This window comes from Solirubrobacter pauli (assembly GCF_003633755.1).
Classification (GTDB): domain Bacteria; phylum Actinomycetota; class Thermoleophilia; order Solirubrobacterales; family Solirubrobacteraceae; genus Solirubrobacter; species Solirubrobacter pauli.
The window spans coordinates 558,620-583,710 of sequence record NZ_RBIL01000001.1 but is presented as its reverse complement, the minus strand read 5'-3'; the positions used below and the strand labels follow the sequence as shown (position 1 = coordinate 583,710).

Below are 25,091 nucleotides of genomic sequence, written 5' to 3'. Positions count from 1 at the left end.
CGTGATCGGACGACGCCTGGGCGAATCTGAACTGCCTGATTAGAATTGACGCTGATGGCCCGGGCACGAGCGCAGATCAACACGGCCGCGCTGGCCGCGGCGTTCGCCGACGGCGGCCTGCACGGCACGTCGATCGACCGCGTGGTCGCGGCGGCCGGCGTCGCCCGTCCGACGCTCTACGCGCGCGGGGGCGACAAGGACGAGCTGTTCGCGCTGGCCGTCGAAGCCGAGGTGGAGCGCCTGATCGAGCGCTTCGAGGGCGGTGTCGGCCAGATCGCGGCGGCGCTGGACGAGTACGTCGAGCTCGATCCTGGCGCGCGGCTCCTGCTGGTCACCGCGCGCGTCGGCGCCTCCGAACGGGTGGAGCGCTCACTGCGCCGCATCTCGCTCGCCCTGACGTCGGCGGTCGGCGACGAGGAGGTCGCGGCGGTGCTGCTCGGCGGCGCCTACGCGGCGCTGCACGGCGGGCCGTCGGTGGCCCGCCTGGCCCGGTTGCTCCCATCGCGGGCGCAGTCCGGGCCGCCGGCGGGCATCTGGACGGCCTAGAAGGCCTCGGCCAGCGGCTCCGGCAGCGGCTCGGAGTGCACCACCGACATGGCGCGGGTCGCGCGGGTGAGCGCGGTGTAGAGGCCGCCGACGCCGCCGTCGGGGCGCTCGCGCAGGATCGCCTCCGGCTCGACGACGACGATCGCGTCGAACTCGAGGCCCTTCGCGACGTGCAGGTCGAGCAGGTTGATGCCCGCGCCGAGGGCCGCGTGCGTGGCGTCGGCGTAGGTGTCCAACGCCGCCCGCACCGTGGACATGTGCTCGAGCGGCGCGACGATGCCGACGCTGCCCTTGACGGTCTCGGCCAGGCGTGAGGCCTCCCGCGCCGTGGCCTCGCCGAGCGTCTCGGTGTGGATCGCGCGCGCCGGGAACGGGGCCTCGCGGACACCCCGCGGCGCGGGCGCGCCCGGCGGCAGCAGCGTCCCCGCGATCGTCAGGAACTCGTTCGGGACGCGGTAGCTGATCTCCAGCTCGGACACGTCGTAGGTGCTCACGCCGGCCTCGTTGAGCACGCGCTCCCACGACGACACGCCGGCGTCAGCGGTGCGCTGGGCGAGGTCGCCGAGGATGGTCAGCGACTGCGAGCGCGCGCGTCTGACCACCATCCGCAGCTCCATCGGCGTGAGGTTCTGCGCCTCGTCGACGACCACGTGCCCGAAGCGGCGGAAGCCCGGGTCGATCAGCCAGTGCGCCTCGTCGAGCAGCGCGACGTCGGTCGGCGTCATGGCGTGCTTGTCCGTCGCGGCCTTGGCCTTGATCAGGCGCGTGATCTCGTCCGGGGTGAGGAGGTCGGCCGCCACGCGCTCGAGGCGCTCGCGGTTCGTGAACAGCTTCTTGACGAGGCCCTCGGGCGTCTCCTTCGGCCACGCCTTGGTGACCGCGCGCGTGTACTCCTTGGCCTTGCGGATCGTCTTGATCGCGTCGTCGGGGCTGGCGAGCGAGTCGCTGGTGAGCACGCGGGAGGCGAACGTGCCGGCGAGGCGTTCGCGGAAGCGCTCGCGGGCGGTGGCGTACGAGAACGCGCGCTCGCGGACGGCGGCGACCAGCTCGCGCTGCTCGTCGGCGGTCACCGTGGCGGTGACGCGGCGGGACACGGGCACCGAGATGTCCTCGAAGTGCAGCCGGTCCCACAGCAGGCGCTCGAGCACGGTCGCGATCCGGGCGCTGCCCTTGAGCGTCGCCAGCTCGCGTGCCTCGTCGGTCTCGCCGTGCGGCTTGGTGACGAGCGCGCCGATCGCCCGCTGCTCGACGCCGCCCTCGCCGAGCGCCGGCAGCACCTGCTCGATGTAGCGGATGAACGTCTCGTTCGGGCCGACCACCAGCACGCCCTCGCGGCCGAGCTGGGGGTTGGTGTAGAGCAGCCACGCGGCGCGGTGCAGGCCGACGGCGGTCTTGCCCGTGCCGGGGCCGCCCTGGATGACGAGGGCGCCGTCGGTCTGCCTGGCGATCAGCTCGTACTGGTCGGGCGTGATCGTCGAGATGATCTGGCGCATCTCACCGACGCGCTGCCGGCTGATGTCCTCGACGATCGCGTCGGTCAGGTGGTCCTCGAAGCTCGTGTCGAGCGGCTCGTCGACGAAGCCGAGGACCGTGCGCTCCTCGATGTCGAGGCGGCGTCGTCGGCGCACGCCGTGCGGGTCCTGCTCAGTAGCGGTGTAGAACGGCTCGGCCGCGGGGGCGCGCCAGTTGATGCTCAGCAGGTCGTTGGACGGGCTGTGCACCGCGTGGCGGCCGATGTACAGCGTCGAGTCGTCCGTGCGGTCGATGCGGCCGAAGTAGAGCGGCCCGCTGGCCTCCGTGTAGACGCGGATGCGCTCGCGGCGCATGGCCTCCAGCGCCTCGTTGGCGTACTCGTCGTCGCTCACCGCGCGGTCGCGGTATTCGGTCAGCGCGGCGAACGCGCGGTCGTACGCGGCGGCCGTCTCATCCAGGTGCCGTTGCTCGGCCTCCAGCTCCTCCATGCCGTTGATCGTAGGCTGATGACCGATGTCAGCGCCTGCGCGCAATCTCGTGAACCTCAAAGACGTGGCGAAGGGCTTCGCCGCGCGGACCGTCCTCAGCGGCGTGACGCTCGGCGTGGCCGCCGGCGATCGCGTCGGGATCGTGGGACGCAACGGCGACGGCAAGTCGACCCTGCTGCGGCTCATCGGGGGTGTGGAGGAGCCGGACGAAGGCGCGGTGACGCGGGTCGGCGGGCTCGCGCTGTCGATGCTCGGGCAAGGCGACTCGCTCGACGGCTCCAAGACCGTGCGCGACGAGCTCGTCGGCGGCATGGCCGACCACGAGTGGGCGGCTGACGCCCGCTACCGGTCGGTGCTCGACGGGCTGCTGGGCGGCGTGTCGATGTCGCGCTTCCCGCGTGGGCTGGACACGCTGATCGAGCCGTTGAGCGGCGGCGAGCGGCGGCGGATCGCGCTGGCGCAGACGCTGCTCGGCCACCCCGAGCTGCTGCTGCTCGACGAGCCCACGAACCACCTGGACGTCGAGGGCGTGGACTGGCTGGCGCGGCACCTGGCCGCACGGCGCGGCTCGATGCTGGTCGTCACCCACGATCGCTGGTTCCTCGACGCCGTGTGCACGCACACCTGGGAGGTCAGCGACGGAGACGTGCACCAGTACGAGGGTGGCTACGCGGCCTACGTGCTGGCCCGCGCTGAGCGCGAGCGCCAGGCCGCCGCGCGTGAGGAGCGCCGCCAGATGCTGATCCGCAAGGAGCTCGCCTGGCTGCGCCGCGGGCCGCCGGCGCGCACCGCCAAGCCGAAGTTCCGCATCGAGGCGGCGAACGCGCTGATCGCCGACGAGCCCGAGGCTCGCGACCGCGCGGAGCTCCTGAAGTTCGCGTCCTCGCGGCTGGGTGGCAAGGTCATCGAGGCCGAGGGCGTCGGGCTGGCGTTCGGCGCGAAGGTCCTGCTGCGCGGCGTCGACTGGCACATCGGCCCGGGCGACCGGATCGGGTTGGTGGGCGTCAACGGCTCCGGCAAGTCGTCGCTGACGAAGGTGCTGGCGAAGGAGCTCGAGCCGGATGCGGGCGAGGTCGAGCACGGCACCACCGTGCGGCTCGCGCACCTGTCGCAGGACACGGTGGAGATCCCGGGTCACCTGCGCGTCCTGGAGGCCGTCGAGGAGGTGCGCGGCGTCGCGCGCCTGGGCGACGGCAGCGAGCTGACCGCCGGCTCCCTGCTCGACCGCTTCGGCTTCCGCGGCGAGCGCCAGCGGACGCTGGTGAAGGACCTGTCGGGCGGCGAGCGCCGTCGCCTGCAGCTGATGCGGCTCCTGATGGCCGAGCCGAACGTGTTGCTGCTCGACGAGCCGACCAACGACCTCGACATCGACACCCTCACCGCGCTCGAGGACCTGCTGGACGGCTGGCCCGGCACGCTGATCGTCGTCTCCCACGACCGCTACTTCGTCGAGCGCGTCTGCGACAACGTCTACGCGCTCCTGGGCGACGGCGGAGTGACGCACCTCCCGGGCGGCATCGACCAGTACCTGTCCCTGCGCGCGCCCGAGCCGGCGCCCGTCGCGCGGGAGACCAAGGCGACCCCGAACCAAGCCGTCATCCGGGCGGCGCGCAAGGAGGTCGCGCGCCTCGAGCGCGCGCTGGAGAAGAACGAGGCGCGCGAAGCGGAGCTCCACGCGGCCATGGCGACGGCGGCCACAGACTTCAACCGCCTTCGCGAACTGCAATCCGAGCTGGCCGAGAACGCCTCCGAGCGCGAAGCGCTCGAGGCGTCGTGGCTCGAGCAGTCCGAACTTGTTGACGGTTAATTCGCAAACGCGTGTAGATGCGTAGCTGCACTCCTTGAGACCGTAAGGGGGTGCCGCACGACGCTCCCGCTCACCGCAAGTCAGGTTCGACACCCCTCGCCCGCCTTGCGAGTTCGCAGTACGGGATCGTCCGATACGCGCAGCTTCGTGGGCTCGGCATTTCGGAGAGCGCGATCTCGCGGCGCTCCGACCTTCACCGGCTGTATCCAGGTGTCTACGCGGTCGGGCACACCGCTCTTTCTCGTGAGGGTCGTTGGCTGGCCGCTGTGTTCGCCGGTGGGGATGGCGCTGTGCTCCGCGGCGAGTGCCTGGCCGCGCATTACGGGCTCCAGAAATGGGCGCCGAACGAGCCCGAGATCCTTGTCCCGCGACGGCACCGACCGATACCGGGCGTCAACCTGCGCGAGGCGAGAGCGCTCGACCCACGGGACGTCACCACCTTCAGAGGTATCCCGTGCCTCACCGTCCCGCGCCTCCTCATCGACCTCAGTGACTCGCTGATCGCCGAGGAGCTGACCGCGCTCATCCACGAGGCCGCGTACTTGCACCTCCTCGACGTGCCCGCGCTGCGGCAAGCGATCCAGCGCGCCAACGGACACCACAACGTGAGGGTTCTCGAGCAGGCGATCGAGGACTGGCTGGACGGCAGCGCCGGCACGCGCAGCCGCGGCGAGGTCGCGTTCCGCCGCGCGCTCACGGCACTCGGCTTCCCCCCGCCACTCACGAACCGGAAGGCGAAGGGCATCGAGGTCGACTTCCACTGGCCCGACCGCAAGCTCATCGTCGAGATCGACGGACCCAACCACCGGCGGCCTCCGAACCGCGTCACCGATCGTGTGCGCGACGACGAGCTGATCGCCGCCGGGTGGACCGTCGTGCGGGCGCGGACCTACGAGTTGGCGCTGGCCAAGTTGAGGCCAGAAGCTGACCGCAATCGCCCGTAGCCTTCCGGCCATGGACTTCAAGCTCGAGCTGGTGGCCGTGCCCGTCTCCGACGTCGATCGCGCGAAGGCGTTCTATGTCGATCAGATCGGCTTCAACGCCGACCACGATCATCAGGTCAACGAGAACCTGCGCTTCGTGCAGCTGACCCCTCCCGGCTCGGGGTGCTCGATCGCCATCGGCCAGGGGCTGCTCGACTCCGAGCCCGGCTCGGTCAAGGGCCTGCAGCTCGTGGTCAAGGACATCGAGGCGGCGCGCGCGGAGCTCGTCGGCCGCGGCGCGCCGATCAGCGAGATCGACGATCAGCCGTGGGGGCGCTTCCTCTACTTCTCGGACCCGGACGGCAACGCCTGGGCCGTCCAGGAGATCCCCGACCGCAGCGCCTAGGGCCGGCGGCAGGCCACGTGGGAGCGCCAGTCGAACGGCAGGCGCTCCAGCCGGCCTTCCACGAGGGTGACCGCGGCGCCCCAGGTGGTGGTACCGGGGGTCGCGAGGTCCAGCCGGACGAGGCCGGAGGTGCTGGAGATGCCGACGACCCAGCCGTCGTCGAAGGCCTCGATGATCTCCTTCAGGTGCGCGTCGCGCTCCTCGAACTCGAGGACGACGCTCACGCCGTCCTCGCGATCGGGCTCGAAGAGCGGGACGAGCGCCGTCTGCTCGAAGTGGCGGGCCCAGCCGAGGGCGTCCTGGTTGTGGACGCTGTCGCGGATCGTCGGGTCGGCGCCCGCCGCGAGCAACACGTGCGCGACCTCCTCGTGGCCGCCCATGACCGCGAGGTGCAGCGCGGTGACGTCCACGCCGAAGTGCGTCCACAGCGCGTCGGGGTTCGCGCCGCGGCCGAGCAGCCAGCGGACCGCGTCCGCGTCGCCGCGCTTGGCCATCAGGTGCAGCACGCCGGGGCCGACGACGCTGCTGAACCGGGCGGCGGTGTCGACGTCGCCGAGCGCGAGGGCGGCCAGCAGGTCGACCTCGTAGCCGCGCGCCGGTCGCTGCCCCCGCTCGGCGCTGGCGATCTCGGCCTGGCTGAGCGCCGCGATCGCCCGCATGACCGCGTCGTCGACGCCCGCGACGCTCGCGTACGTGGCGGCGAAGTGCCCGAAGCCGTCGACGCCGAGCGGGTCGGCGCCGAGCGACACCAGCAGCTCGACCATGTCCGCCTGGCCGCGCGCGACCACGAACTGCAGCGGCAGTCGGTGATCCTCGTTGCGGCTCATCCGCTGGTTGAGCGCGCCCGGGTCGGCGGCGACGATCGCGCGGACCTCGTCGGCGAGCCCCAGGGCCAGCGCGGAGAAGATGTGGTGGCGCGCGCCGCGGCTGACCAGGAACTCGGCGACGTCCGGCCGGGGCGACTCCCAGCACGTCGCCCAGCCGATCACGCCCAGCGCGTGGTCGTCGCCGTTGCCGGCGACGTCGCCGCCGGCGTCGACCAGCAGCCGGACGACCTCCAGGTGGCCGCCGGCCGCTGCCCAGTGCAGTGCGCACGTGTTGTCGCCGCTTTCACGCGCGTTGACGTCGGCGCCGTCACGCAGAAGTGCTTGGACCGCACCGGAATCCCCGGCCTTGGCCGCCTCGAACAAGCTCACGACGCCTGAAGGTAGCGGGCTCAACCGCGCAGGCGCAACCGGCTGATCACGCCGCCATGGTCGGACGGCCACAGGCCGGACGGCGTCCGCGCCGCCGGATCGTTGCCGGTCACCCGGGCGCGCACCGTCTTCAACCCCGGCTTGGTGAGCACGTGATCGACGGTGTGGTCGAGCTTCGCCGCCGGGTCGGTCAGCGACGAGTAGCAGCAGCTCTGCCGCGCGCCGTTGTCCTTGAAGCCCTTCAGCGCCTTGAACGCGAGGTCGTCACCGGGCTTCTCCGGCTGGTTGTGGCGGCCGATGCCCGAGTTGAGGTCGCCGACCAGGATCACCTGCGCCTTGGTCTTCAGCGGGCCGGCGAGCAGCTCCTTGGCCTGCGCCGCGCGGATCTTCGGGTCCCCGAACGCCTCCAGGTGCGTGTTGACGAAGCGGAACGAGCGCTTGCCGAGCCGCGCTTCGACCGACACCCAGCCGCGGTCGACCGGGATCTTCAGGCCGCCGACGCTCGGCTCGTAGCGCGTCTTGAAGTGTCCCTTGCGGGTCTTGCCGAGCTTCACCTTCGAGCCGCGGCGGACGAGGATGACGTCACGCATCGTCAGCCGCGCGTCGAGGTCCGCGCCGAAGCCGGCGAGCGGGCCCGCGCCGGTCGCGGTGTTGCCGTCGGCGTTGACCGGCAGCTCGGCCTGGAACTCCTTCTGGACGACGACCACCTTGTAGCTCGAGCCGAGCTGCGCCTGCAACAGCGCGAGGAAGTCGAACGCGACCGTGCTCGCGGGCTGCGCACCGGCGATCGGGCTGATCGGCGGCGCGCCGCCGTCGGACGGCTGCTGGGAGTGCCAGAGCGCGACCTCCTGCAGCCCCACGAGATCGGCGCCGGACGCCTTGATCTCGCGCGCGAGCGGGACGGCACGCTCCGGGAACTTGGTCGCCTGCAGCTCGTTCCACACGGTGCCGGCGCCGTTGATCGCCTCGCCGATGCCCGGCGCGTTGATCGCCGGGTTCAAGTCCGCGCCGAGGAACACGTTGCGCGTCATGACGGTGATCTCCTGCGCGCCGGCTGCCGGAGCGGCGACCATGAACGCGGCCGCAAGCGCCGCGAGGACCCTGGACGTCTTCACGAGCCGGACTGTATCTGTACCGGGATGCACGTGGGAGAGCTTCCGATCGACCGTGCGCTGGTCGAGCGCCTGGTCGCCACGCAGTACCCGGCGCTGCGGCGCGAGCCGGTGCGCGAGGTCCGGTCGACCGGCACCGTCAACGGCATCTACCGCGTCGGCGAGCAGCACTGCGCGCGCCTGCCGCGCCTGCCCGCGTGGGCGGACGCGCTGCGACGGGAGGTCGAGTGGCTCCCGAGGCTGGCGCCGCAGCTGCCGTTGCGTCAGCCCGAGCCCGCCTTCCTCGGCGAGCCCACCGCCGAGTTCCCGCTGCCGTGGGCGATCTTCCGCTGGCTGGAGGGAGAGCCGTTCGACGCGAGCCAGGTCTGGGACGAGCGGCCGGAGGCGGAGACGCTCGGGCGGTTCGTGGCCGCGCTGCACGCCCTCCCGGTGCCCGCGGACGCGCCCCGCGGAGGACGGGCGCCGCTCGCCGAGCTCGACGCCGTCACCCGCGCGGCGTTGGAGTCCGACACGGCCGTCGCCGCCTGGGAACGCGCGTTGGAGGCGCCCGCCTGGGACGGCGTGCCCGGCTGGGCGCACAACGACCTGCTGGCACCCAACCTGCTCACGCGCCACGGGGCCTTGGAGGCCGTCATCGACTGGGGCAGCGTCGGCGTCGGCGACCCGGCGCAGGACCTCGTGCCGGCCTGGGCCGTCTTCAGCCCACTCGGCCGGAGGCTGTTCCGCAAGCAGGTCGGCGCCGACGACGGCACCTGGGAGCGCGCCCGCGGCTACGCGCTCCACCAGGCGGCGCTGATCATCCCGTACTACCGGACGTCGAACCCGGGGTTCACCGCGCTCGCCGAGCGCACGGTCGAGCAGGTCATTCGGGGGTGACGTAGGCGCCCGACAGGCCGCCGTCGACCATGAACGTCGACGCCGTGATGTAGGACGACTCGTCCGAGGCCAGGAACACCGCGGCCTGCGCGATCTCGCGCGCGTCCGCGAAGCGGCCCATCGGGAGGTGGATGAGGCGGCGCGCGGCCTTCGCCGGGTCGCTCGCGTAGAGCTCGCGCAGCAGCGGGGTGTCGACCGGGCCGGGGCAGAGCGCGTTCACGCGCACGCCGCGGCGGGCGAACTCCACGCCCAGCTCACGCGACAGCGCCAGCACCGCGCCCTTGGAGGCCGTGTAGGAGATCTGGGACGTGGCCGCGCCCATCACGGCGACGAACGACGCCGTGTTGATGACCGAGCCGCCGCCCGTGTCCAGCAGGTGGGGGATGCCGTGCTTGCAGCAGAGGAAGACGCTGCGCAGGTTGACGTCCTGCACGCGCTGCCAGGCCTCCAGCGTCGTGTCCAGGACGGACACGTCGTCGTCGGGGGAGATGCCGGCGTTGTTGAAGAGGACGTCGATGCGGCCGTACTCCTCGCGGGCGCGGCGCATCACCTCGATGACCGCGGCCTCATCGGCGACGTCCGCGGCGAGCGCGAGGTCGACGCCGTCGAAGTCGTCGCCCAGGTCCACGCCGATGACCGTCGCGCCCTGCGCGCGGAAGAGCTCCGCCGACGCCGCGCCGATGCCGCCCGCCGCGCCCGTGATGACGCAGACCTTGTCCCGCAGCCTCATGCGCGCGCCGCCTCGACGAGCGCGGCGATCTCCTCCGCACCGCCCGCCTCCGGGTGCCATTGCACGCCGAGCGCGAAGCGCCGCGTCGGATCTTCGATCGCCTCCACGAGGTCGTCCACCGTCGCCCAACCCGTCACGTGCAAGCCCTCCCCGATCGCGTCCACGCCTTGATGATGGTGCGATTTCGTCGGATGTGACACCGCTCCGACCGCGTCCGCCGCCAGCGAGCCCGGCTCCAGGCGCACGTAGTGGTCGCCGAACGCGCCCGGCACGGCGCGGTGGTCCTCGTGGCCGAGCACGTCCGGCAGGTGCTCGATCAACGTCCCGCCGCGGGCGAGGTTCATCAGCTGCATGCCGCGGCACACGCCCAGCAGCGGGAGGTCGCGCTCCATCGCCTCCAGCCCGAGCGCGATCTCGAACGCGTCACGGTCGGGCCGCTCGCCGTAGTCGGCGCCACCGGCGAGGATCAGGCCGTCGACGAGGTCGAGGACCCCGTCCGGGTGCTCATCCGGCGGCAGCAGGATCGCCAACCCGCCCGCGGCCTGCACCGCGGTCACGTACGAGCGCGGCAGCAGCACCGCCTCGTCGTCCCACACGCTCCACCGCGCGCGCTCGACGGCCGCGCACACGCCGATCACCGGGCGCCTCACTGAATGCCGGCGCCCTCGTCGAACTCCACCGTGCGGACCGGCCCCTTGAACGTGTGCTTGGCCTTCAGCGCCCACCACAGGCCGACGATCAGCAGCACCGCGCCGACCGTGACCGGCGCGTAGTTCAGGTACCTGAGGTCGAACTCGTCACGCCACGGCACGGCGGCGGGCGTGAACGGCAGGCAGAAGATGATCACGCAGATGATCACCCACACGATCGCGAGCGGGTTGACCCACTTGTACTTGCGGCCGAGCGTCCACGGCCCCGGCTCGAACGCGTCACCCATCCGCCAGCGCAGGTACACCGGCATCACGTACGCGATGTAGAGCCCGATCACGCAGATCGAGACGACGGCGAAGAACGCGTAGGGCGCGCCCGCCTCGTCGCCTTCCAGCGCCGGCAACGTCATCACCAGCGCCGCCACGCACGACGCGATCACGGCGAACGCGGGCACGCGGTGATGGTTGAGCCGCGTCCACAGCTGCCAGCCGGGCACCGCGCGGTCACGCGAGAACGCGTACATCATCCGCGAGCACGAGGTGACGCAGGCCATGCCGCAGAAGAGCTGGCCGATCGTCGCGATCACCACGACCATCTTCTCCCAGCCGTCCGGCAGCGCGCTGCTGAACACGGCCAGGGACGAGCCGAGCCCCGCGTTGACCGCGTCCACGTCGGCGGCCGCGAACGTGATCGCCAGCAGCACCAGCCAACCGCCGACGCCGCTCCAGAACACGCTGCGCCACACGCCCTTGGCCGCGGCCTCGGCGGCGCCGTGCGTCTCCTCGGAGATGTGCGCGGAGGCGTCGTAGCCCGTCTGCGTGTACATCGTCAGCAGGAAGCCGAGCGGCAGCACGTACCACCAGAACATGCCGGCCCCGAACCCCGAGTTGTTGATCGTCTCGGTGAACACGAAGTCCACGCTCTGGTGCGTGTCGGGGACGAACGCGAGGATGAGGATGATCGCGGCCACGCCGACCACGTGCCAGAACACGCTGATGTTGTTCATCAGGGCGACGAGCGGCGAGGAGTAGATGTTGATCAGCGCGTGCACGGTCAGGATCACCGCGAACAGGAAGAACGTCTCGCCCAGCACGCCGGTGCCGTCGCTCCAGTCCATGAACCCGAGGTTCACGCCGAACAGCGTGAAGGTCGCGTTCAGGAACGTGGCGCAGCCGTAGTCCACCGACGCCACCACGCCCACCAGGCCGATCAGGTTGAACCAGCCGGTGAACCAGCCCCACCGCGGCCCGCCCATGGTCGACGCCCAGTAGTAGATGCCGCCGGCGGTCGGGTACTTGCTCACCAGCTCGCTCATCGAGAACGCGACGAGCAGGATCAGCCCGCAGATGATCGGCCAGCCCCACGAGATCGCGATCGGGCCGCCGTTGTTCCACGCCTGCCCGTACGTGGTGAAGCAGCCCGCGAGGACGGAGATGATCGTGAACGAGATCGCGAAGTTCGAGAACCCGCTCCAGGCGCGCTGCAGGTCCTGCCTGTAGCCGAGCTCGGCGAGCCGGCGTTCGTCGTCGCTCTGAGCGGTGGTCACAGCCGTTCGAACCCCCTCACGCGCTCCCAGTCGGTGACCGCGGCCTCGAAGGCGGCGAGCTCGACGTCGGCGTTGTTGACGTAGTGGGCGACGACGTCCTCGCCGAACGCATCGCGGGCGACCGTGCTGGCGGCGAAGCGCTCACGCGCGGCCCGCAGCGTCGTCGGCACGTGCTCCTTGTCGGCGACGTAGGCGTTGCCCTCCACCGGCGGCTCGAGCTCCAGCTCCGCGTCCAGCCCGTGCAGGCCGGCCGCGATCATCGCGCTCAACGCCAGGTAGGGGTTCACGTCCGCTCCCGGCAGCCGCAGCTCGAACCGGCCGTGCAGCACGCGCACGGCGCAGGTGCGGTTGTCCCGGCCCCACGCCACCGCGGTCGGCGCGAACGAGCCGGACGCGAACCGCTTGTAGGAGTTCACGTTGGGCGCGTACAGCAGCGTCAGCTCGCGCAGGCAGGCGAGCTGGCCGGCGATGAAGCGCTCGAACGCGGCGTCGTCCAGCGCCGGGACGCTCAGGTGGATGTGGCACGAGGAGCCCTCGCGCTCGTTGAACTTCGCCATGTAGGTGATGGCGCAGCCCTCGAGCGCCGCGATCTCCTTGGCGCCGTTCTTGTAGATCGAGTGCTCGTCGGCCGTCTGCAGCACCGGCCCGTAGCGGAAGTTGATCTCGTGCTGGCCGTCGTTGCACTCGCCCTTGGAGTCCTCGACGACGAGGCCGGCGGCGGTCATGTCACGGCGGATGCGACCGATCAGCGGCTCCACGCGAGCGGTGCCGAGCAGCGAGTAGTCGACGTTGTACTGGTTGGCCGGCCGCAGCCCCCGGTAGCCGCGCTCGTACGCCTCCTCGTAGCTGTCCTTGAAGACGATGAACTCGAGCTCGGTGCCGGCGAACGCCTCCAGCCCGCGCTCGGCCAGCCGGTCGATCTGCGCGCGCAGGATCTGGCGCGGGGAGGCGACCACCGGCGCGCCGTCCGCCCAGCGCAGGTCGGCCAGGCACAGCGCCGTCTTCTCGTGCCACGGCACGGGCCGCAGCGTCCCGAGGTCCGGCACCATCTCGAAGTCGCCGTAGCCGCGCTCCCACGAGCTCATCGCGTAGCCGTCGACCGTGTTCATCTCGACGTCGACCGCGAGCAGGTAGTTGCACGCCTCGGCGCCGTGCGCGACGACCTCCTCGAGGAAGTGGCGCGCGTCCAGCCGCTTGCCCTGCAGGCGGCCCTGCATGTCCGTGAGCGCGAGCAGCACGGTGTCGACGCGGCCCTCGGAGACCGCCGTGCGCAGCTGCTCGAGCGAGAGAGCCGACGACATGCCGGCTCGGAACGCTACAGCGTGCGTCTAGGCCGCGCTGTTGCGCGCGCTCAGGCGGCGCGTGCGGGTGCGCTCGTCCTGCTTGAGCACCACGTTGGCGATCAGCTTGAGGATCTCGGGCGGACCGCTCGCCGTGACGTGGCCCACCTGGAACTGCTCGCGCCAGTGGCGGATCGTGTTGTCCTTCGCCAGCTCGTTGAACTCGGCGCGCGGGACGGACAGCCGGACCTTCGCGTCCGACGCGATGTCGCGGGTGATCTTCGGGCCCGGCACCTCGACGCGGAACAGCTGGATGTCGCCGCGACCGCGTAGCTCGAGCTCGAAGACCAGCTTGAGCTTCTGCAGCGCCGGCACCTCCTGCTGGAAGCCGGTGATGACCTGCGCGATCAGCGCCTTCGTATCCGCGGTCGACATGACCGGAATACTAACCGGGGGGCTGCCGCCCCCCGGACCCCCCGTACGTCAGTGGCTCGCGCGCTTGACCTTCACCGCGTACTTCGACGGTTGCTCAGCGACGGTCGGGTTGTCGATCTCGCCCAGGCGGTCGATCAGCTTGATCCACTGCTTGGGCTTGAGGATCGCGTCGATCTGCTTGGCCGCGGCCTTGTTCTCGCCGTAGAGCGGGCGCCAACCGATGTGGATGTGGTCGGCGTGATCACCCATCGCGAGCGTGTTGTCGGCGCCCTTGAAGGTCATCAGGGAGATGATCTGGTGCGGCTTCATCGTGCCCTGCAGGTTCAGCAGGCGCTGGATCGTGAGGTCGGTGATCGAGCCCTTGCCCTGGGTGGCGGGCGTGATCGTGATGCCGTTGATGGCGGCGATGTCGACGGCCGTGCCCGTGCTGTGCTCGGAGACGTTGCCGGAGGCGGTCATGTAGCCGTGGCCGCACTTGAGGGAGGAGACCGTCGGCTTCAGGCCGGAGTTGGCGAGGTAGAGCAGCGTGGCGAGCACGCGGCGGTCGATCGCGCCGGACCGGATGTCGCTCGAGCCGCAGCCGTAGACCTCGATGCGGTTGTCCGCGAGCACCCGGCGGGCGAGGTTCTCCTTGCTCATGAGCATGATCTCGCCGATCGACATCTCGCCCGCGTCCTTGCCGAAGAGCGCGTTCTTGCCCTTGGCGCGGTAGACCTCGGTCGACTCGAGCAGCTTCCAGCCGTCGAGGATCGGCTTCGGGTCGATGCGCGGCGCGCCGCGGCCGGCCGGGCGGATCTCGAACAGGAGGTGCGGCGCCTTCGCGTCGACCTGGCCGATCCGGCCGAGCGTCGTGCCGCCGAGGACGCGAGCGCCCTTCACGAGCGGCTTGGCGACGAAGTCCTTGGGGTTGAGGCCGAGCGGGGCCGTGTCGGAGACGACCTCCTCGCCGCCCTCGCTGGAGACCTGCACGTCGCCGCCGCTCTTGCGCGCGTTCTTGCGGGTCGGGTTCGCGAACAGGCGCACCTTGGCGACGGGCGCGGCGGCGGTCGCGTCGGCCTCCGGCTCGGTCGGCTCGGCGGCCGGGGCCTTGGCGTCGGCGGTGGACTCGTGCTCGGTCTTGGCGGACGACGCGAGGCCACGGCGCTTGGGGGTCTTGTCCGGCTTGGCCGTGCGCTTCTTCGGCGACGGGTACGTGGCGGCGATCGACTTCAGGTGCCCGTACGTGTACGTGTTGCCGTAGACGTCCTGCACGATCACGTACTGGCCGAGGCGCTTGCTCGTGCCCAGCTTGAGGACCTTGCCGTCGTTGACGGCGATCACGGGCGAGCCGGCCTTGGCGAAGATCTCGATGTTGCGGCGGGTCTCGTCGGACTCGACGGTGACCGCGGCGTTGCCGCCCTTGACTTTGCTGTCGGCCGCCTTGAGGGCGCCGGCGTAGGTCGCCTTGGCGCGGACCGGGAAGCGGCCCTGGGTGAGGCCCGTGAGCGAGCCGACGAGGTCACCCGGGATGCCGCCGATGATCTGGGCGCGCATCAGCACGCTGTCGACGTACCAGTCGGCGTGGTTGTAGGCGAAGACGGCCTTGCGGATGTCCGTCTCGGCGCCCGCGGCCTTCAGGTAGCGCGCGGCGGCGAAGATCGCGTCGACCGGGTTGAACGGGTCCCGGACGCCGTCGCGGTTAGCGTCGACGCCGTAGGCCTTCCAGGTCGCGGGCATGAACTGCATCCAGCCCAGCGCGCCGGCGCTGGAGACGTTCAGGTTGCGGCCGTAGTCGGTCTCGATCTCGTTGATGCCGGCGAGGATCTCCCAGCGCACGCCGTACTCCATGCCCGCGGCCTGGTAGATCGGGAGGAGGAAGGGAGGGATCCGGAACTTGTCGATGAAGAAGTTCGGCACGCCGATCTTCGCGGGGCCGGGCGTGGCGAGCGCGTAGCTCGGGTTCGTCGGGGCCGGCGAGCCGTTGGTGTTCGTCAGCACCGGAGCCTGCGGAGCGGGGGAGGGGTGCTCGTGGTCGACGTGGTCGTCGGCCTTCACGCACCCTGAAGCTGAGGTCGAGGTGGACGCCGTGCCGGCCTCGCACTCGCGGGCCTGACCCTTCTTCGTGTCCGAGCGGTTGGCGTCGCCCTTGGTGCGCTTCTTGCGCGGGGCCTCCGTCGCGGTGGCGGTGGCGGTGGCGGTCGCCGTGCCGGTCTCGGTCGCGGTGGACGTCGGGGCGGCGGCGGTCTCCGTCGCCGTGGGCGCGGGCGTCTCGGCCGCGGGGGTCTCCGTCGGGGCCTCGGTGGGCGCGGGGGTCTCGGTGGCCGCCTCGGTCGGCGCCGGCGTCGCCTGCTGCTCCTCGGCGGGGACCTCGGTCGGCGCCTGCGTGGGCGCGGGGGTCGGATCGGGCTCGACGACGGTCTCCACCATGGTCGGCACCGCCGACGCCGTAGCCGTCGGCGTTGGATCATCCGCGTTCGCGGGTATGCCGAGCAAGGCCGCGATGGACACGGCGCTCACGAGAGCGGTGGAGACGATTCGACGGGTCACGTTGATCCGGATGTCGGCATCCGGGGAGGCCCGCTTGAGCCGACGGGGTAGGGTTCAGACCCGAATGGGGGAGCATCTAACCCTCCACTTGAGCTTCAGCTTTGACCCTGCCGGAACTGGACATCCGGATCGCGGTGCCTGACGACGCGATCGCCCTGGCCTCCACCACGCGGCTCGGCTTCGAGTCCTACCGCGAATGGGCGCCGGACGGCTGGGAGCCGCCGCCGCGGACGCTGGAGATCCGCGCGATCCGTGAACGGCTTCGTGCACGGACGACCTGGTGCGCGATGGCGCTCGACCCCGACGGCGAGCAGGCGGGCCACGTCGGCATCACCCTCGCCACGGAGCGCGACCGTCCGCACGTGACGATCCCCGGCCGGGCGCACCTGTGGATGCTGTTCGTCCGTCCCCGCTGGTGGGGGACGGGCCTGGCGGCGCGCCTGCACCGCCTCGGGCTGGACGAGGCGGCGCGGCGCGGGAGCACGTCGATCCGGCTGTACACGCCGCACGGCGCGGCCCGGGCGCGGGCGTTCTACGAGCGCGAGGGTTGGGCCGTCGAGGGCCGCGCGTTCGCGGAGCCTCTGCTCGGCCTGGACCTCGTCGAATACCGGCGTGCCCTACCCGGCCACGTGCAGGCCTTCCCTGACGGCACGCGGCCGCTGTGATCCCGGACGGCCTGTTCGAGGAGATGGGCGAGCGCTCGCGCGTGTCGATGACGACGCGCTGGCACCGGGTCAAGTCCGGTTGGCGGGTGATGGTCCAGGCGGCGGTCGCCGTCGCGATCTCATGGGCCGTGGCCAAGTGGCTGTGGGGGCACGCAGCCCCGTTCTTCGCGCCCGTCTCGGCGATCATCGCGCTCGGGCAGAGCTACCACGAGCGTGGCCGCCGGGCGATGGAGCTGGTGTTCGCGGTCACGATCGGCGTGGCGGTCGCCGACCTGCTCGCGTTCCAGATCGGCGAGGGCGTGCCGCAGCTCGCGCTCGCCGTGTTCATCTCGATGGGACTGGGGCTGTTCTTCGGCAAGAGCCAGCTGTTCGTCAACCAGGTCGCGATCTCCGCCGCGCTCGTGTTCACCATCACGCCGCCGACGGACGGCTTCTCCTTCGCGCGCACGCTGGACGCGCTGACCGGCGGGCTCGTGGCGCTCGGCGTGGCTGCCGTCCTCCTGCCGTCCGACCCCGTGCGGATCCTGCGCGGCGCGGCCCAGCCGGTGCTGGAGGAGCTGGCGGCGACGCTGCGCGACATCGCGGCCGCGTTGCGCGCGCGGGATCCGGAGGCGGCCGAGGACAGCCTGGTCCGGGCCCGCGGGATCGACGAGTTCGGCGAGCGCTTCTTCGCCGCCGCGCAGGAGGGGCGCTCGACCACCCGCATCTCGCCCGCGCGGCGGCGCGCGCGGGGGACGGTCGAGTTCTACGCGGAGGCGGCGGCGCGGATCGACCTGGCGGTGCGCAACGTGCGGGTGCTCGCCCGCGGGGCGATGCGGGCGCTGGCGCTCGACGAGAACGTGCCGCCGGACGTGGCCGAGGCGCTCGACGACCTCGGTCGCGCGGTCCAGGCGCTGGCCACGGCGCTCGAGGCCGGCGAGGGCTTCGACGCGGTCCGCGAGCCCGCGCTGCGCGCCGCCGCGACCGCGACCCGCGTGCTGGAGGGCACGACGAACCTGTCCGTGTCGGTGATCGTCGGCCAGATCCGGTCGACGGCGACCGACCTGCTGACCGGGATCGGGCTCACCTATGAGGAGGCGACGGGCGCGGTGCGCGCCGCGAGCGGGTAAGAGCGCTCGCATGCTCCTCGAAGCGCTGATCGCCGGGTTCGTGATCACGGCCCCACCGGCGGGCTGGACGCTGCAGCAGGCGACCGAGTCGAACGGGCGCCAGGTCAGCTCCTACTGGGACAAGCCGCAGGATCCGAACGACGCGCCGCTCACGCTGGAGGTGACGGCGCCGAGCGGCGAGCCGGTCGTCCCGGACACGACCGTGCACGGCCTGCCCGCCGACTTCGAGGAGCTGTCCAGCGACGGCGACGTCTACGGCCGCTCGCTGCGCTGGGTCGAGGGTGACCGCGAGCTGACGGTCGCGCTGGACGGCAAGCCGCGCGACGAGCAGCTCCGGGCGGTCGCCGAGTCGGTCCAGCCGGTGTCGCCGGAGCGCTGGCGGGCGCTGGTGATCGCGACCAGCTTCCCGCCGCGGCGCACGCCGGCGGGCTCGAAAGCCGTGACCGCGCGGCGCTTCGGCGGTGCCACGCTGACCGTACTGCTCCCGCCCGGGTTCCCGGTCGCGCCGGAGGACAAGCGCACGCCGTGCCTGCGACTTCGGTACCGCGGGGAAGCCGAGGAGAGCTGTCGCACGAACCCGCGCTGGGAGCGGATCGGCGGGGCGGTGTTCGTCTTCGGCATGGTCTCGCCGCGGGTGCGCCGGGTGCGGCTGGTCGGCACCGGGCGGGTCACGGTTCCGGCGGTGCGCCTACGTGGCTACGACGTCGTGCGGGTCTTCGCCGCCCGCCTGCCGTCGAGCAGCTGCACGGTCGAGATCCACAACGGCCGCACGGGCCAGCACCTCGACACGACCGGCCCGGCGGTGGGCAAGTCCAAGGCCGACCTGCGCCGCTGCACAACCTAAAGGCCCAGGGCCTTTAGGTTCGCCCGGTCACCACCCAGGCGCGGGCGGTGAGCGCGAACGGCTCGTCGCCCACGGCGAGCCGGGTGCGCAGCTCGCGCTTGAGCGCGGCGCGCGGCTCCGAGGCGAGGTTGACGGTGAACGCGCCCGACGGCGCCACGCCGGACTCGAGCGGCGCCCACAGATCCTCGAAACTCTCGTAGTCCGCGCGCACGTTCGCCTCGCGCACGTGCACGTCGGCGAGGTCCGCCCACAGGTCCGCCAGCGCGTCGGGCGTGCAGTAGCGCATCTGGCTCTCGTCGGCCGCGTCCGGGTCGATCGTCTTCGCCGCGTCCCAGAACGCGCGCAGGATCGTCATGCCGTCCGCGTAGTCCCACACCGCGGCGGCGACCACGCCGCCCGGCCTGGTCACGCGGATCATCTCGCATACGCCCGCCTGGGCGTCCGCCATGAAGTTCACGACGAGCTGGGCGAGCGTGGCGTCGAAGGCCGAGTCGGCGAAGGGCAGCGACTCGGCCGCGCCGACGCGCACGTCGGCGGCCGGGTGGCGCTTCGCGCAGGCGGTCGCGAACGGCTCGGACGGGTCGATCGCCGCCACGGTCGCGCCGTGGGCGAGCAGCGCCGCGGTCAGCGCGCCCGGGCCGCAGCCGACGTCGAGCACGCGGGCACCGGGCTGGACCTCGGCCGCCGCGATCAGCTCGCGCGCGAGCGCTCGGCCGTACCGACCGATGTGCCGGTCGTAGTCGCCCGCGGCCGTGGTGAAGAAGCCCACATGCGCACGCTAGCCGATGCGCTCGAGGTAGCCGGCCTCGCACGCGACCCAGAGGGCGCCATCCCCGCCGACGGCCATGCCGTGCGGCTCGGCGCCGTGCTCGAGCGGGATCTCCGCGTACTCGCCGTCGTCAGCGATGTGGGCGACCGCGTGCGCGCCCCACAGGCTCACCCAGACGCCGTCGGCCTGGGCGGGGATGACGGCGTGCGGCTTGGCGTTCTCGGCGAGCGGGAGCTCCTGCACGACGTCGTCGACGCCGACGCGGCCGAGCTGGTTCGCGAGGATCTCGGTGAACCACACCGCGTCGTGGGTGCCGCAGATGCCGACCGGGCCGGCCTGCGGCGTCGGCAGCTCGCGCACGGTCAGGGTGCCGTCGGTGGTGATCCGGCCGACCGCGCTGGTCGCGTTGAGCGTGAACCACAGCGCGCCGTCGGGGCCGTTGGCGATCATCGCGGGCGTCGACGGCGCGGCGTACCACTGGAACTTCCCGTTGAAGCGCCCGACCGTGTTCTCGGCGGTGAACCAGACGGCGCCGTCCGGGCCTTCGACGATGCCGTAGGGGTTGCCGCCGACCTTGGTGGTCGTGACGAGCCCGTCGGGCGTGATCCGGCCGACCCCGCCCGCGAACGTGAACCACCCGTGCGGGGTGATCTGCATCGGCTTCTTGCCGGCGCGGTGCCGGGTGACGTCGCCGTCCATGGTCACGCGCGCGATCTCGCCCGCGTCCGCGAGCGTCACCCACAGCGCGCCGTCGGGTGCGGCCGCGACCGCGTATGGCCCGCCGTCCAGCGCTATCCGCATGCGAACGACTGCGTGCGGATGACCGGCTCGCCGGCGACGTCGGAGGCGTCGAGGTCGACCTCGGCGACGATCGCCCAGTCGTGGTTGCCGTCGGGGTCGTTGATGATCTGGCGCACGGACCAGAGGCGCGGGTTGGCCGTGTCGACGACGAACAGCTCGGGGCTGCGCGCCTCCGGCCCCGCGTCGAGCGCCTCGTGCTCGTCCCAGTACTTGCCGAGCGCCGCTTCCCACAGGTGCGCGCGCATCGTCGGGCGCTCGCCGCCCTCGAGCGCCGCGAGGCGGCCGAAGTCGTCGCGGCTCGCGAGCTGCACCTTCTGGAACATCGCGTTGCGGACCATCACGCGGAACGCGCGCACGTTGGCGGAGATCGGGCGCACCGGGGCGAGCTCCTCGCCCGCGGCGACCGCCTCGGCGGCGCGCTGCACGGCCTCCGGGTCGGTCAGCGCCTCCCACTCGTCGAGCAGCGAGGAGTCGGTCTGGCGGATCATCTCGCCGAGCCACTCGACGATGTCGTCGAGCTCGTCGGTCTTGTGGCGCTCGGGCACGGTCTGGCGCAGCGCGCGGTAGGTGTCGCTGAGGTAGCGCAGGACCGCACCCTCGGACCGCTGGACGCCGTAGTGGGCGACGAACTCGGAGAACGTCTGGCCGTTCTCGTACATGTCGCGCACGACCGACTTGGGGGAGAGGTCGTCCTCGGACACCCACGGGTGCGTCTCGCGGTACTGGCCGAGCGCGTGCTTGAGCCCTTCCTCGAGCGGCTTCGGGTAGCTGACCTCCTCCAGCAGCTCCATCCGCTCTTCGTACTCGATGCCCTCGGCCTTCATCGCCTGGATGGCCTCGCCGCGGGCCAGCTTCGACTGCGCCATGAGCACCGGGAACGGGTCGTCGAGGATCGCCTCGACCACGCTGAGGACGTCGAAGGTGAACGTCTCAGACTCGGTGTCGAGGAGGTCGAAGGCGACGAGGGCGAAGCTCGCGAGCGGCTGGTTGAGCGCGAAGTCCTGCTGCAGGGCGGGCGCGAGCTCGAGCGTGCGGCCGTCCTCGTCCGGCGGGTCGAGGCGTTCGAGCACGCCCGACGCGAGCAGCTCCTCCTTGAGGGACTCGGCCTGGTTGAGCAGCCGCGTCTTGCCCCGCTCGTCCTCGTGGCTGTCCTCGAGGAGGGTGCGCAGGACCTCGTCGGAGTCGCCGCGCTGGTTGATCACGTTGAGGATCACGGCGTGGTTGACGCGCATGCGCGACACGAGCGACTCGGGCGTGGCGTTGCGCAGGCGCTCGAACGTCTCCTCCGTCCAGCTGACGGCGCCCTCGGGGGCCTTGACCTTCTGGACGCGCTTCTTCTTGACGGGGTCGTCGCCCGCCTTGGCGAGCCGTCGCGCGTTCTCGATCGTGTGCTCGGGGGCCTGGACGACCACGTAGCCGGACGTGTCGAAGCCCGCGCGTCCCGCCCGCCCGGCGATCTGGTGGAACTCGCGGGCCTTGAGGATGCGGTGGTTGGTGCCGTCGAACTTCGCGAGGCCGGTGAACACGACCGTGCGGATCGGGACGTTGATGCCGACGCCCAGCGTGTCGGTGCCGGCGACCACCTTGAGGAGCCCGGTCTGGGCGAGCTGCTCGACCAGGCGGCGATAGCGGGGCAGCATGCCGGCGTGGTGGACGCCGATGCCGGCCCGGACGAGGCGAGAGAGCGTCTTGCCGAAGCCGGCGGTGAAGCGGAACGCGCCGATGGCCTCGGCGATCCGGTCGCGTTCCTCCCGTGTGCAGAGCTTCGCGGAGAGCAGCGATTGCGCCCGCTCGAGGGCGCTCGCCTGGGTGAAGTGGACGACGTAGACGGGCGCCTGGTCGGCCTTCACGAGGTCCTCGATGAGCTCGTGCAGCGGCTCCAGGCTCCACGTGAAGTGCAGCGGCACCGGGCGCTCGGCCGTGTCGACGAGCGCGGTCTCCCGCCCGGTGCGGGCGGTCAGGTCCTCTCTCAGGTCGGTGACGTCGCCGAGCGTGGCGCTCATCAGAAGGAACTGCGCCTGGGGGAGCGTGAGCAGCGGCACCTGCCACGCCCAGCCCCGCTGCGGCTCGGCGTAGAAGTGGAACTCGTCCATCACGACCTGGCCGATGTCCGCGTCCGCCCCCTCACGCAGCGCGATGTTCGCCAGCACCTCGGCCGTGCAGCAGATGATCGGGGCGCGGGAGTTGACGGACGCGTCGCCCGTGAGCATGCCCACGTTCTCCGCCCCGAAGATCGCGCACAGCGCGAAGAACTTCTCGGACACCAGCGCCTTGATCGGCGCCGTGTAGTACGTGACCTCGTCCGCCGCCATCGCCGCGAAGTGCGCGGCGATCGCAACCATCGACTTCCCGCTGCCCGTCGGCGTGGCGAGCACGACGTTGTTGCCGCTGAACAGCTCGATCGCCGCCTCTTCCTGGTGCGGATAGAGCTGCAGCCCCTGCTCCTCGCTCCACGCCATGAACGCCTCGTACAGGGCGTCGGGATCATTGTCGCGAGGAAGGGCCTCGACGAGGCCACCGGCGGTCATGCATCCAAGTATGGAAGGCGCGAGACGTGGCTGCGCGTCTTGTCCCGGCGCCGTCGCGCTCAGCGCGGGTGGCGCGCGGCGGCCGGCGCGCTCTTGTGCGGGTGAGCGGCTGCGCCGGATCGCGCCCGGGCGCGGGCCGCGCGCGTGTCCTTGTGAGCCGGGTTGGCCACGCGACTGCCGGGTTTGTCAGCTCTGGCCTGACTAAGCGCTCGCGTGTCTGGTGTTGCGCGAGCGTTCACTTTTCCACGTGTGGGGTGGGAACGTGATCGTTCGCGCGCGGCGTGCCGCGCGAGCGTCCGCTTGTTCGGCTCTGGCGCGGATAACTGGACGTTCGCGTGGCGCGCGCTCTGGCCCGCGCGGGGGCTCGCCGGCCCCAGCCGGCCTGACCAGCCCAGAGCGCGCCGGCCGCGGCGGGTCAAGAAACCCGTGGCGGCCGCCGCGCAGCGCCGGCGCCGTCCGCGCACGGGTTCTTGACGCGACGCCCGACGGTGTGCTCCCCCTGACGCGGCCGCGCACGCCAACGCGTCGTGCGCTGAACCCCACGGCGCTGGCAGGTGGCGAAGTGGGCACGGCGGCCCGACGGCAGAGCGGTCCGACGGCGCGGTGGCTGAACGGCGCGGCGGCCCAGCGACAAAGCCTCGCCGCCGCCGGGCGCGGCTGCCGCGGCGCCCGTCGCAGCGAACACTTCGCCGGGCGCGGCGCCCGTCGCAGCGACCACTCGCGGGGCGCGGCGCCCGTCGGCGCGAGCCATTCGCGCGGCACGGCGCCCCCCCCGTCGCGGCGAACACTTCGCGGGGCGCGGCGCCCGTCGCAGCACGCGTCGGTGGGCTCGCCTCTACCGGCGCCCACCTCGTCCCGCCAGCGGACGCGCACGGTCGGCCAATCCGACGAGGACTCGTTGGGCGTGCTCGTCGGGCAGCGCCTCGAGCGATTCGAGGGCCCCGGCCAGCTCGGCCAGCTCGAGGTCCGGCGTCTCGAGGGCGAGGCGGCCCGCCCAGCGGACGGCGGCCGCGTCGAAGCGCTCTTCGGCCTCGCGTTCGATGACGAGGAGGATGCCGAGGGCGTCGCGCAGGCTGATGTGGCCGAGCTCGGCGGCCGTGGTGTGGATGATCGCGAGATTGCCGGCCTGGATGGCCCGGCGAAGGCGGGTGTGAGCTGATCCGTCCGCTGTCATTGCGAACATATGTTCGCATGAGGGTCGGACGGGTGCTACGGCTTCTGCCAGATGGACACGTGGCTGGTGCTCTCGCCGGTGAACGGCGAGCGGTCCCAGTCGTGCCAGCGGTGGCGGAGGCGCAGGCCGGCGAGCTCGGCCATGAGGTCGTACTCGGCCGGGAAGGCGTAGCGGAACGGCATCGAGGTGCGCTGGACGCGTCCGTCGTCGCGGTCCTCGAAGTGGTGCGAGACGAGGCGCTGCTCGACGAGGTCGTACTCATCGATGCCCCACTTGCCTTCGCGGGCCTCGAAGACGAGGGTGTTCTGGCCGGGCGGAAGGCGGCGGAGCTCGGGCACGCCGACCTCGATCACGAAGTGGCCGCCGGGCACGAGGTGGGCGGCGGCGTTGCGGAAGGTGGCGACCTGCTCGGCCTGCGTGGTCACGTTGCCGATCGTGTTGAACACGAGGTACACGAGGGCGAAGTCGCCGTCGACGCGGGTGTCGGTGAACGAGCCGAGGGTCACGTCGAGGGCGTCGCCGCCGTCCTTCGCGCGCAGCTGCTCGACCATGTCGGCGGAGAGCTCGATGCCCGCGACGTCGACGCCGCGAGCGGCCAGTGGCAGCCCGATCCGGCCGGTGCCGATCGCCAGCTCGAGCGCGCGCCCGTCGCCCGCGAGCTCGGCGAGCACGTCCACGACCGGGTCGACGGCGGCCGGGGCGAACATCGCGGCCGACGTCTCGTCGTAGCGCTGCGCGACCTCGCCCGCGAAGTGGTCCGGCCGCTCCACCGGCTACTTCACCGTGAAGTCGGAGCGCATGCCACCGGCGTAGTGGCCAGGGATGTTGCAGATGAGCACGTAGTGCCCCTTCTTGAGCGTCAGCGTCAGCGCCTTGGACGTGCCGGCGGCGATGTTCTTCGCCGCGCCCACGCGGCCCTTCTCGCTCGCGCGGCCGCCGCTCACCCGAAGCTTGGAGGCGGCCGTCGAGGTCTTGAGGACGACGAGCTCGTGCCGGTCGGACCCACTGTTCTTGACGGAGAACGTCACCTTGCCGGCGGTGACGGACTTCGGGCTCGCCTTGAGGGTGAACTCGTCCATGGCGACTTTGGTCGAGCCGCCGGCGAGGGCGGCACCGGCGGGGACGAGGGCGATGGCCAGCGCGCCGGCCAGGACGCGACGATGCGGGACGAACGGCATACCGGGCACGGTACCGGCATGCGCACCG

The 25,091-nt window shown here is 71.8% G+C and carries 23 protein-coding genes; 8 read left to right on the top strand and 15 right to left on the bottom strand.

The window, feature by feature from the left end:
- Positions 1-54 precede the first annotated feature (54 nt).
- Entirely contained in the window at positions 55-546 is a 492-nt protein-coding gene (locus C8N24_RS02705; RefSeq protein WP_147447584.1) for a TetR/AcrR family transcriptional regulator, read from the top strand.
- On the opposite strand, the gene C8N24_RS02700 is transcribed toward C8N24_RS02705, so the two are convergent.
- Positions 543-2,507, bottom strand: a complete 1,965-nt coding sequence (locus C8N24_RS02700; RefSeq protein ID WP_121247747.1) for a HelD family protein — start codon at positions 2,505-2,507, stop codon at positions 543-545. The two genes, C8N24_RS02705 and C8N24_RS02700, sit on opposite strands and share 4 nt — an antisense overlap.
- A 25-nt stretch (positions 2,508-2,532) precedes the next feature.
- On the opposite strand from C8N24_RS02700, the gene C8N24_RS02695 reads away from it, so the two are divergent.
- From C8N24_RS02695 to C8N24_RS02685, 3 genes are read left to right on the top strand one after another with little or no spacing between them, the layout of a single operon-like run.
- The gene (locus tag C8N24_RS02695; protein WP_121247745.1) at positions 2,533-4,314 is read left to right on the top strand and encodes an ABC-F family ATP-binding cassette domain-containing protein; all 1,782 of its coding nucleotides are present in this window, start codon (positions 2,533-2,535) and stop codon (positions 4,312-4,314) included.
- 50 nt (positions 4,315-4,364) lie between these two features.
- The gene (locus tag C8N24_RS02690) at positions 4,365-5,258 is read left to right on the top strand and encodes a type IV toxin-antitoxin system AbiEi family antitoxin domain-containing protein (RefSeq protein WP_121247743.1); all 894 of its coding nucleotides are present in this window, start codon (positions 4,365-4,367) and stop codon (positions 5,256-5,258) included.
- A 10-nt stretch (positions 5,259-5,268) separates the two neighbouring features.
- The gene (locus tag C8N24_RS02685; RefSeq protein WP_121247741.1) at positions 5,269-5,643 is read left to right on the top strand and encodes a glyoxalase superfamily protein; all 375 of its coding nucleotides are present in this window, start codon (positions 5,269-5,271) and stop codon (positions 5,641-5,643) included.
- On the opposite strand, the gene C8N24_RS02680 is transcribed toward C8N24_RS02685, so the two are convergent.
- Together C8N24_RS02680 and C8N24_RS02675 are read right to left on the bottom strand one after the other, a co-directional pair.
- Positions 5,640-6,839: an ankyrin repeat domain-containing protein gene (locus tag C8N24_RS02680; protein ID WP_170178801.1), complete on the bottom strand. Its 1,200-nt coding sequence runs from the start codon at positions 6,837-6,839 to the stop codon at positions 5,640-5,642. The two genes, C8N24_RS02685 and C8N24_RS02680, sit on opposite strands and share 4 nt — an antisense overlap.
- 20 nt (positions 6,840-6,859) lie before the next feature.
- Positions 6,860-7,954 carry an endonuclease/exonuclease/phosphatase family protein gene (locus tag C8N24_RS02675; protein ID WP_121247737.1) on the bottom strand — a complete coding sequence of 365 codons (1,095 nt, stop codon included), beginning with the start codon at positions 7,952-7,954 and terminating at the stop codon, positions 6,860-6,862.
- 30 nt (positions 7,955-7,984) lie between these two features.
- On the opposite strand from C8N24_RS02675, the gene C8N24_RS02670 reads away from it, so the two are divergent.
- On the top strand, positions 7,985-8,827 hold the full coding sequence (locus C8N24_RS02670) for an aminoglycoside phosphotransferase family protein (RefSeq protein WP_170178800.1): 843 nt from the start codon (positions 7,985-7,987) through the stop codon (positions 8,825-8,827).
- Here the strand turns inward: C8N24_RS02670 and C8N24_RS02665 are convergent.
- Genes C8N24_RS02665 through C8N24_RS02640 form a run of 6 tightly spaced genes read right to left on the bottom strand, consistent with a single transcriptional unit; the run spans position 8,814 to position 15,875 of the window.
- Positions 8,814-9,557 carry an SDR family oxidoreductase gene (locus C8N24_RS02665; protein ID WP_121247733.1) on the bottom strand — a complete coding sequence of 248 codons (744 nt, stop codon included), beginning with the start codon at positions 9,555-9,557 and terminating at the stop codon, positions 8,814-8,816. The two genes, C8N24_RS02670 and C8N24_RS02665, sit on opposite strands and share 14 nt — an antisense overlap.
- On the bottom strand, positions 9,554-10,207 hold the full coding sequence (locus tag C8N24_RS02660; RefSeq protein WP_121247731.1) for a gamma-glutamyl-gamma-aminobutyrate hydrolase family protein: 654 nt from the start codon (positions 10,205-10,207) through the stop codon (positions 9,554-9,556). Before C8N24_RS02660 ends, C8N24_RS02665 begins: the two co-directional genes overlap by 4 nt.
- Positions 10,204-11,754: an amino acid permease gene (locus C8N24_RS02655; RefSeq protein ID WP_121247729.1), complete on the bottom strand. Its 1,551-nt coding sequence runs from the start codon at positions 11,752-11,754 to the stop codon at positions 10,204-10,206. The genes C8N24_RS02660 and C8N24_RS02655 overlap by 4 nt, the downstream gene beginning before the upstream one ends.
- Positions 11,751-13,055, bottom strand: coding sequence for a glutamine synthetase family protein (locus tag C8N24_RS02650; RefSeq protein WP_121247727.1), 1,305 nt, complete (start codon positions 13,053-13,055; stop codon positions 11,751-11,753). The genes C8N24_RS02655 and C8N24_RS02650 overlap by 4 nt, the downstream gene beginning before the upstream one ends.
- 27 nt (positions 13,056-13,082) lie before the next feature.
- The gene (locus C8N24_RS02645; protein WP_121247725.1) at positions 13,083-13,469 is read right to left on the bottom strand and encodes a hypothetical protein; all 387 of its coding nucleotides are present in this window, start codon (positions 13,467-13,469) and stop codon (positions 13,083-13,085) included.
- 48 nt (positions 13,470-13,517) lie between these two features.
- Entirely contained in the window at positions 13,518-15,875 is a 2,358-nt protein-coding gene (locus tag C8N24_RS02640; protein WP_245971902.1) for a lytic murein transglycosylase, read from the bottom strand.
- Between the two features lie 221 nt (positions 15,876-16,096).
- Between C8N24_RS02640 and C8N24_RS02635 the strand changes: the two genes are divergently transcribed.
- Genes C8N24_RS02635 through C8N24_RS02625 form a run of 3 tightly spaced genes read left to right on the top strand, consistent with a single transcriptional unit; the run spans position 16,097 to position 18,613 of the window.
- The gene (locus tag C8N24_RS02635; protein ID WP_121247720.1) at positions 16,097-16,660 is read left to right on the top strand and encodes a GNAT family N-acetyltransferase; all 564 of its coding nucleotides are present in this window, start codon (positions 16,097-16,099) and stop codon (positions 16,658-16,660) included.
- Entirely contained in the window at positions 16,657-17,769 is a 1,113-nt protein-coding gene (locus C8N24_RS02630) for an FUSC family protein (RefSeq protein WP_121247718.1), read from the top strand. The genes C8N24_RS02635 and C8N24_RS02630 overlap by 4 nt, the downstream gene beginning before the upstream one ends.
- Positions 17,770-17,779: 10 nt before the next feature.
- Entirely contained in the window at positions 17,780-18,613 is an 834-nt protein-coding gene (locus C8N24_RS02625; RefSeq protein ID WP_121247716.1) for a hypothetical protein, read from the top strand.
- 13 nt (positions 18,614-18,626) lie between these two features.
- Here the strand turns inward: C8N24_RS02625 and C8N24_RS02620 are convergent, their stop codons facing one another.
- From C8N24_RS02620 to C8N24_RS02595, 6 genes are all read right to left on the bottom strand, one after another.
- Positions 18,627-19,382 carry a class I SAM-dependent methyltransferase gene (locus tag C8N24_RS02620; RefSeq protein WP_121247714.1) on the bottom strand — a complete coding sequence of 252 codons (756 nt, stop codon included), beginning with the start codon at positions 19,380-19,382 and terminating at the stop codon, positions 18,627-18,629.
- Positions 19,383-19,391: 9 nt separating this feature from the next.
- Positions 19,392-20,183, bottom strand: coding sequence for a Vgb family protein (locus tag C8N24_RS02615; RefSeq protein WP_121247712.1), 792 nt, complete (start codon positions 20,181-20,183; stop codon positions 19,392-19,394).
- Positions 20,174-22,711, bottom strand: coding sequence for a DEAD/DEAH box helicase (locus tag C8N24_RS02610; RefSeq protein WP_121247709.1), 2,538 nt, complete (start codon positions 22,709-22,711; stop codon positions 20,174-20,176). The genes C8N24_RS02615 and C8N24_RS02610 overlap by 10 nt, the downstream gene beginning before the upstream one ends.
- Before the next feature lie 835 nt (positions 22,712-23,546).
- Positions 23,547-23,894 (bottom strand): hypothetical protein, encoded by a 348-nt coding sequence (locus tag C8N24_RS02605; protein WP_121247707.1) that lies wholly within the window; start codon positions 23,892-23,894, stop codon positions 23,547-23,549.
- A gap of 26 nt (positions 23,895-23,920) precedes the next feature.
- Entirely contained in the window at positions 23,921-24,655 is a 735-nt protein-coding gene (locus tag C8N24_RS02600) for a class I SAM-dependent DNA methyltransferase (RefSeq protein ID WP_211339816.1), read from the bottom strand.
- A 3-nt stretch (positions 24,656-24,658) separates the two neighbouring features.
- Positions 24,659-25,063, bottom strand: a complete 405-nt coding sequence (locus C8N24_RS02595; protein ID WP_121247705.1) for a plastocyanin/azurin family copper-binding protein — start codon at positions 25,061-25,063, stop codon at positions 24,659-24,661.
- Positions 25,064-25,091 lie beyond the last annotated feature (28 nt).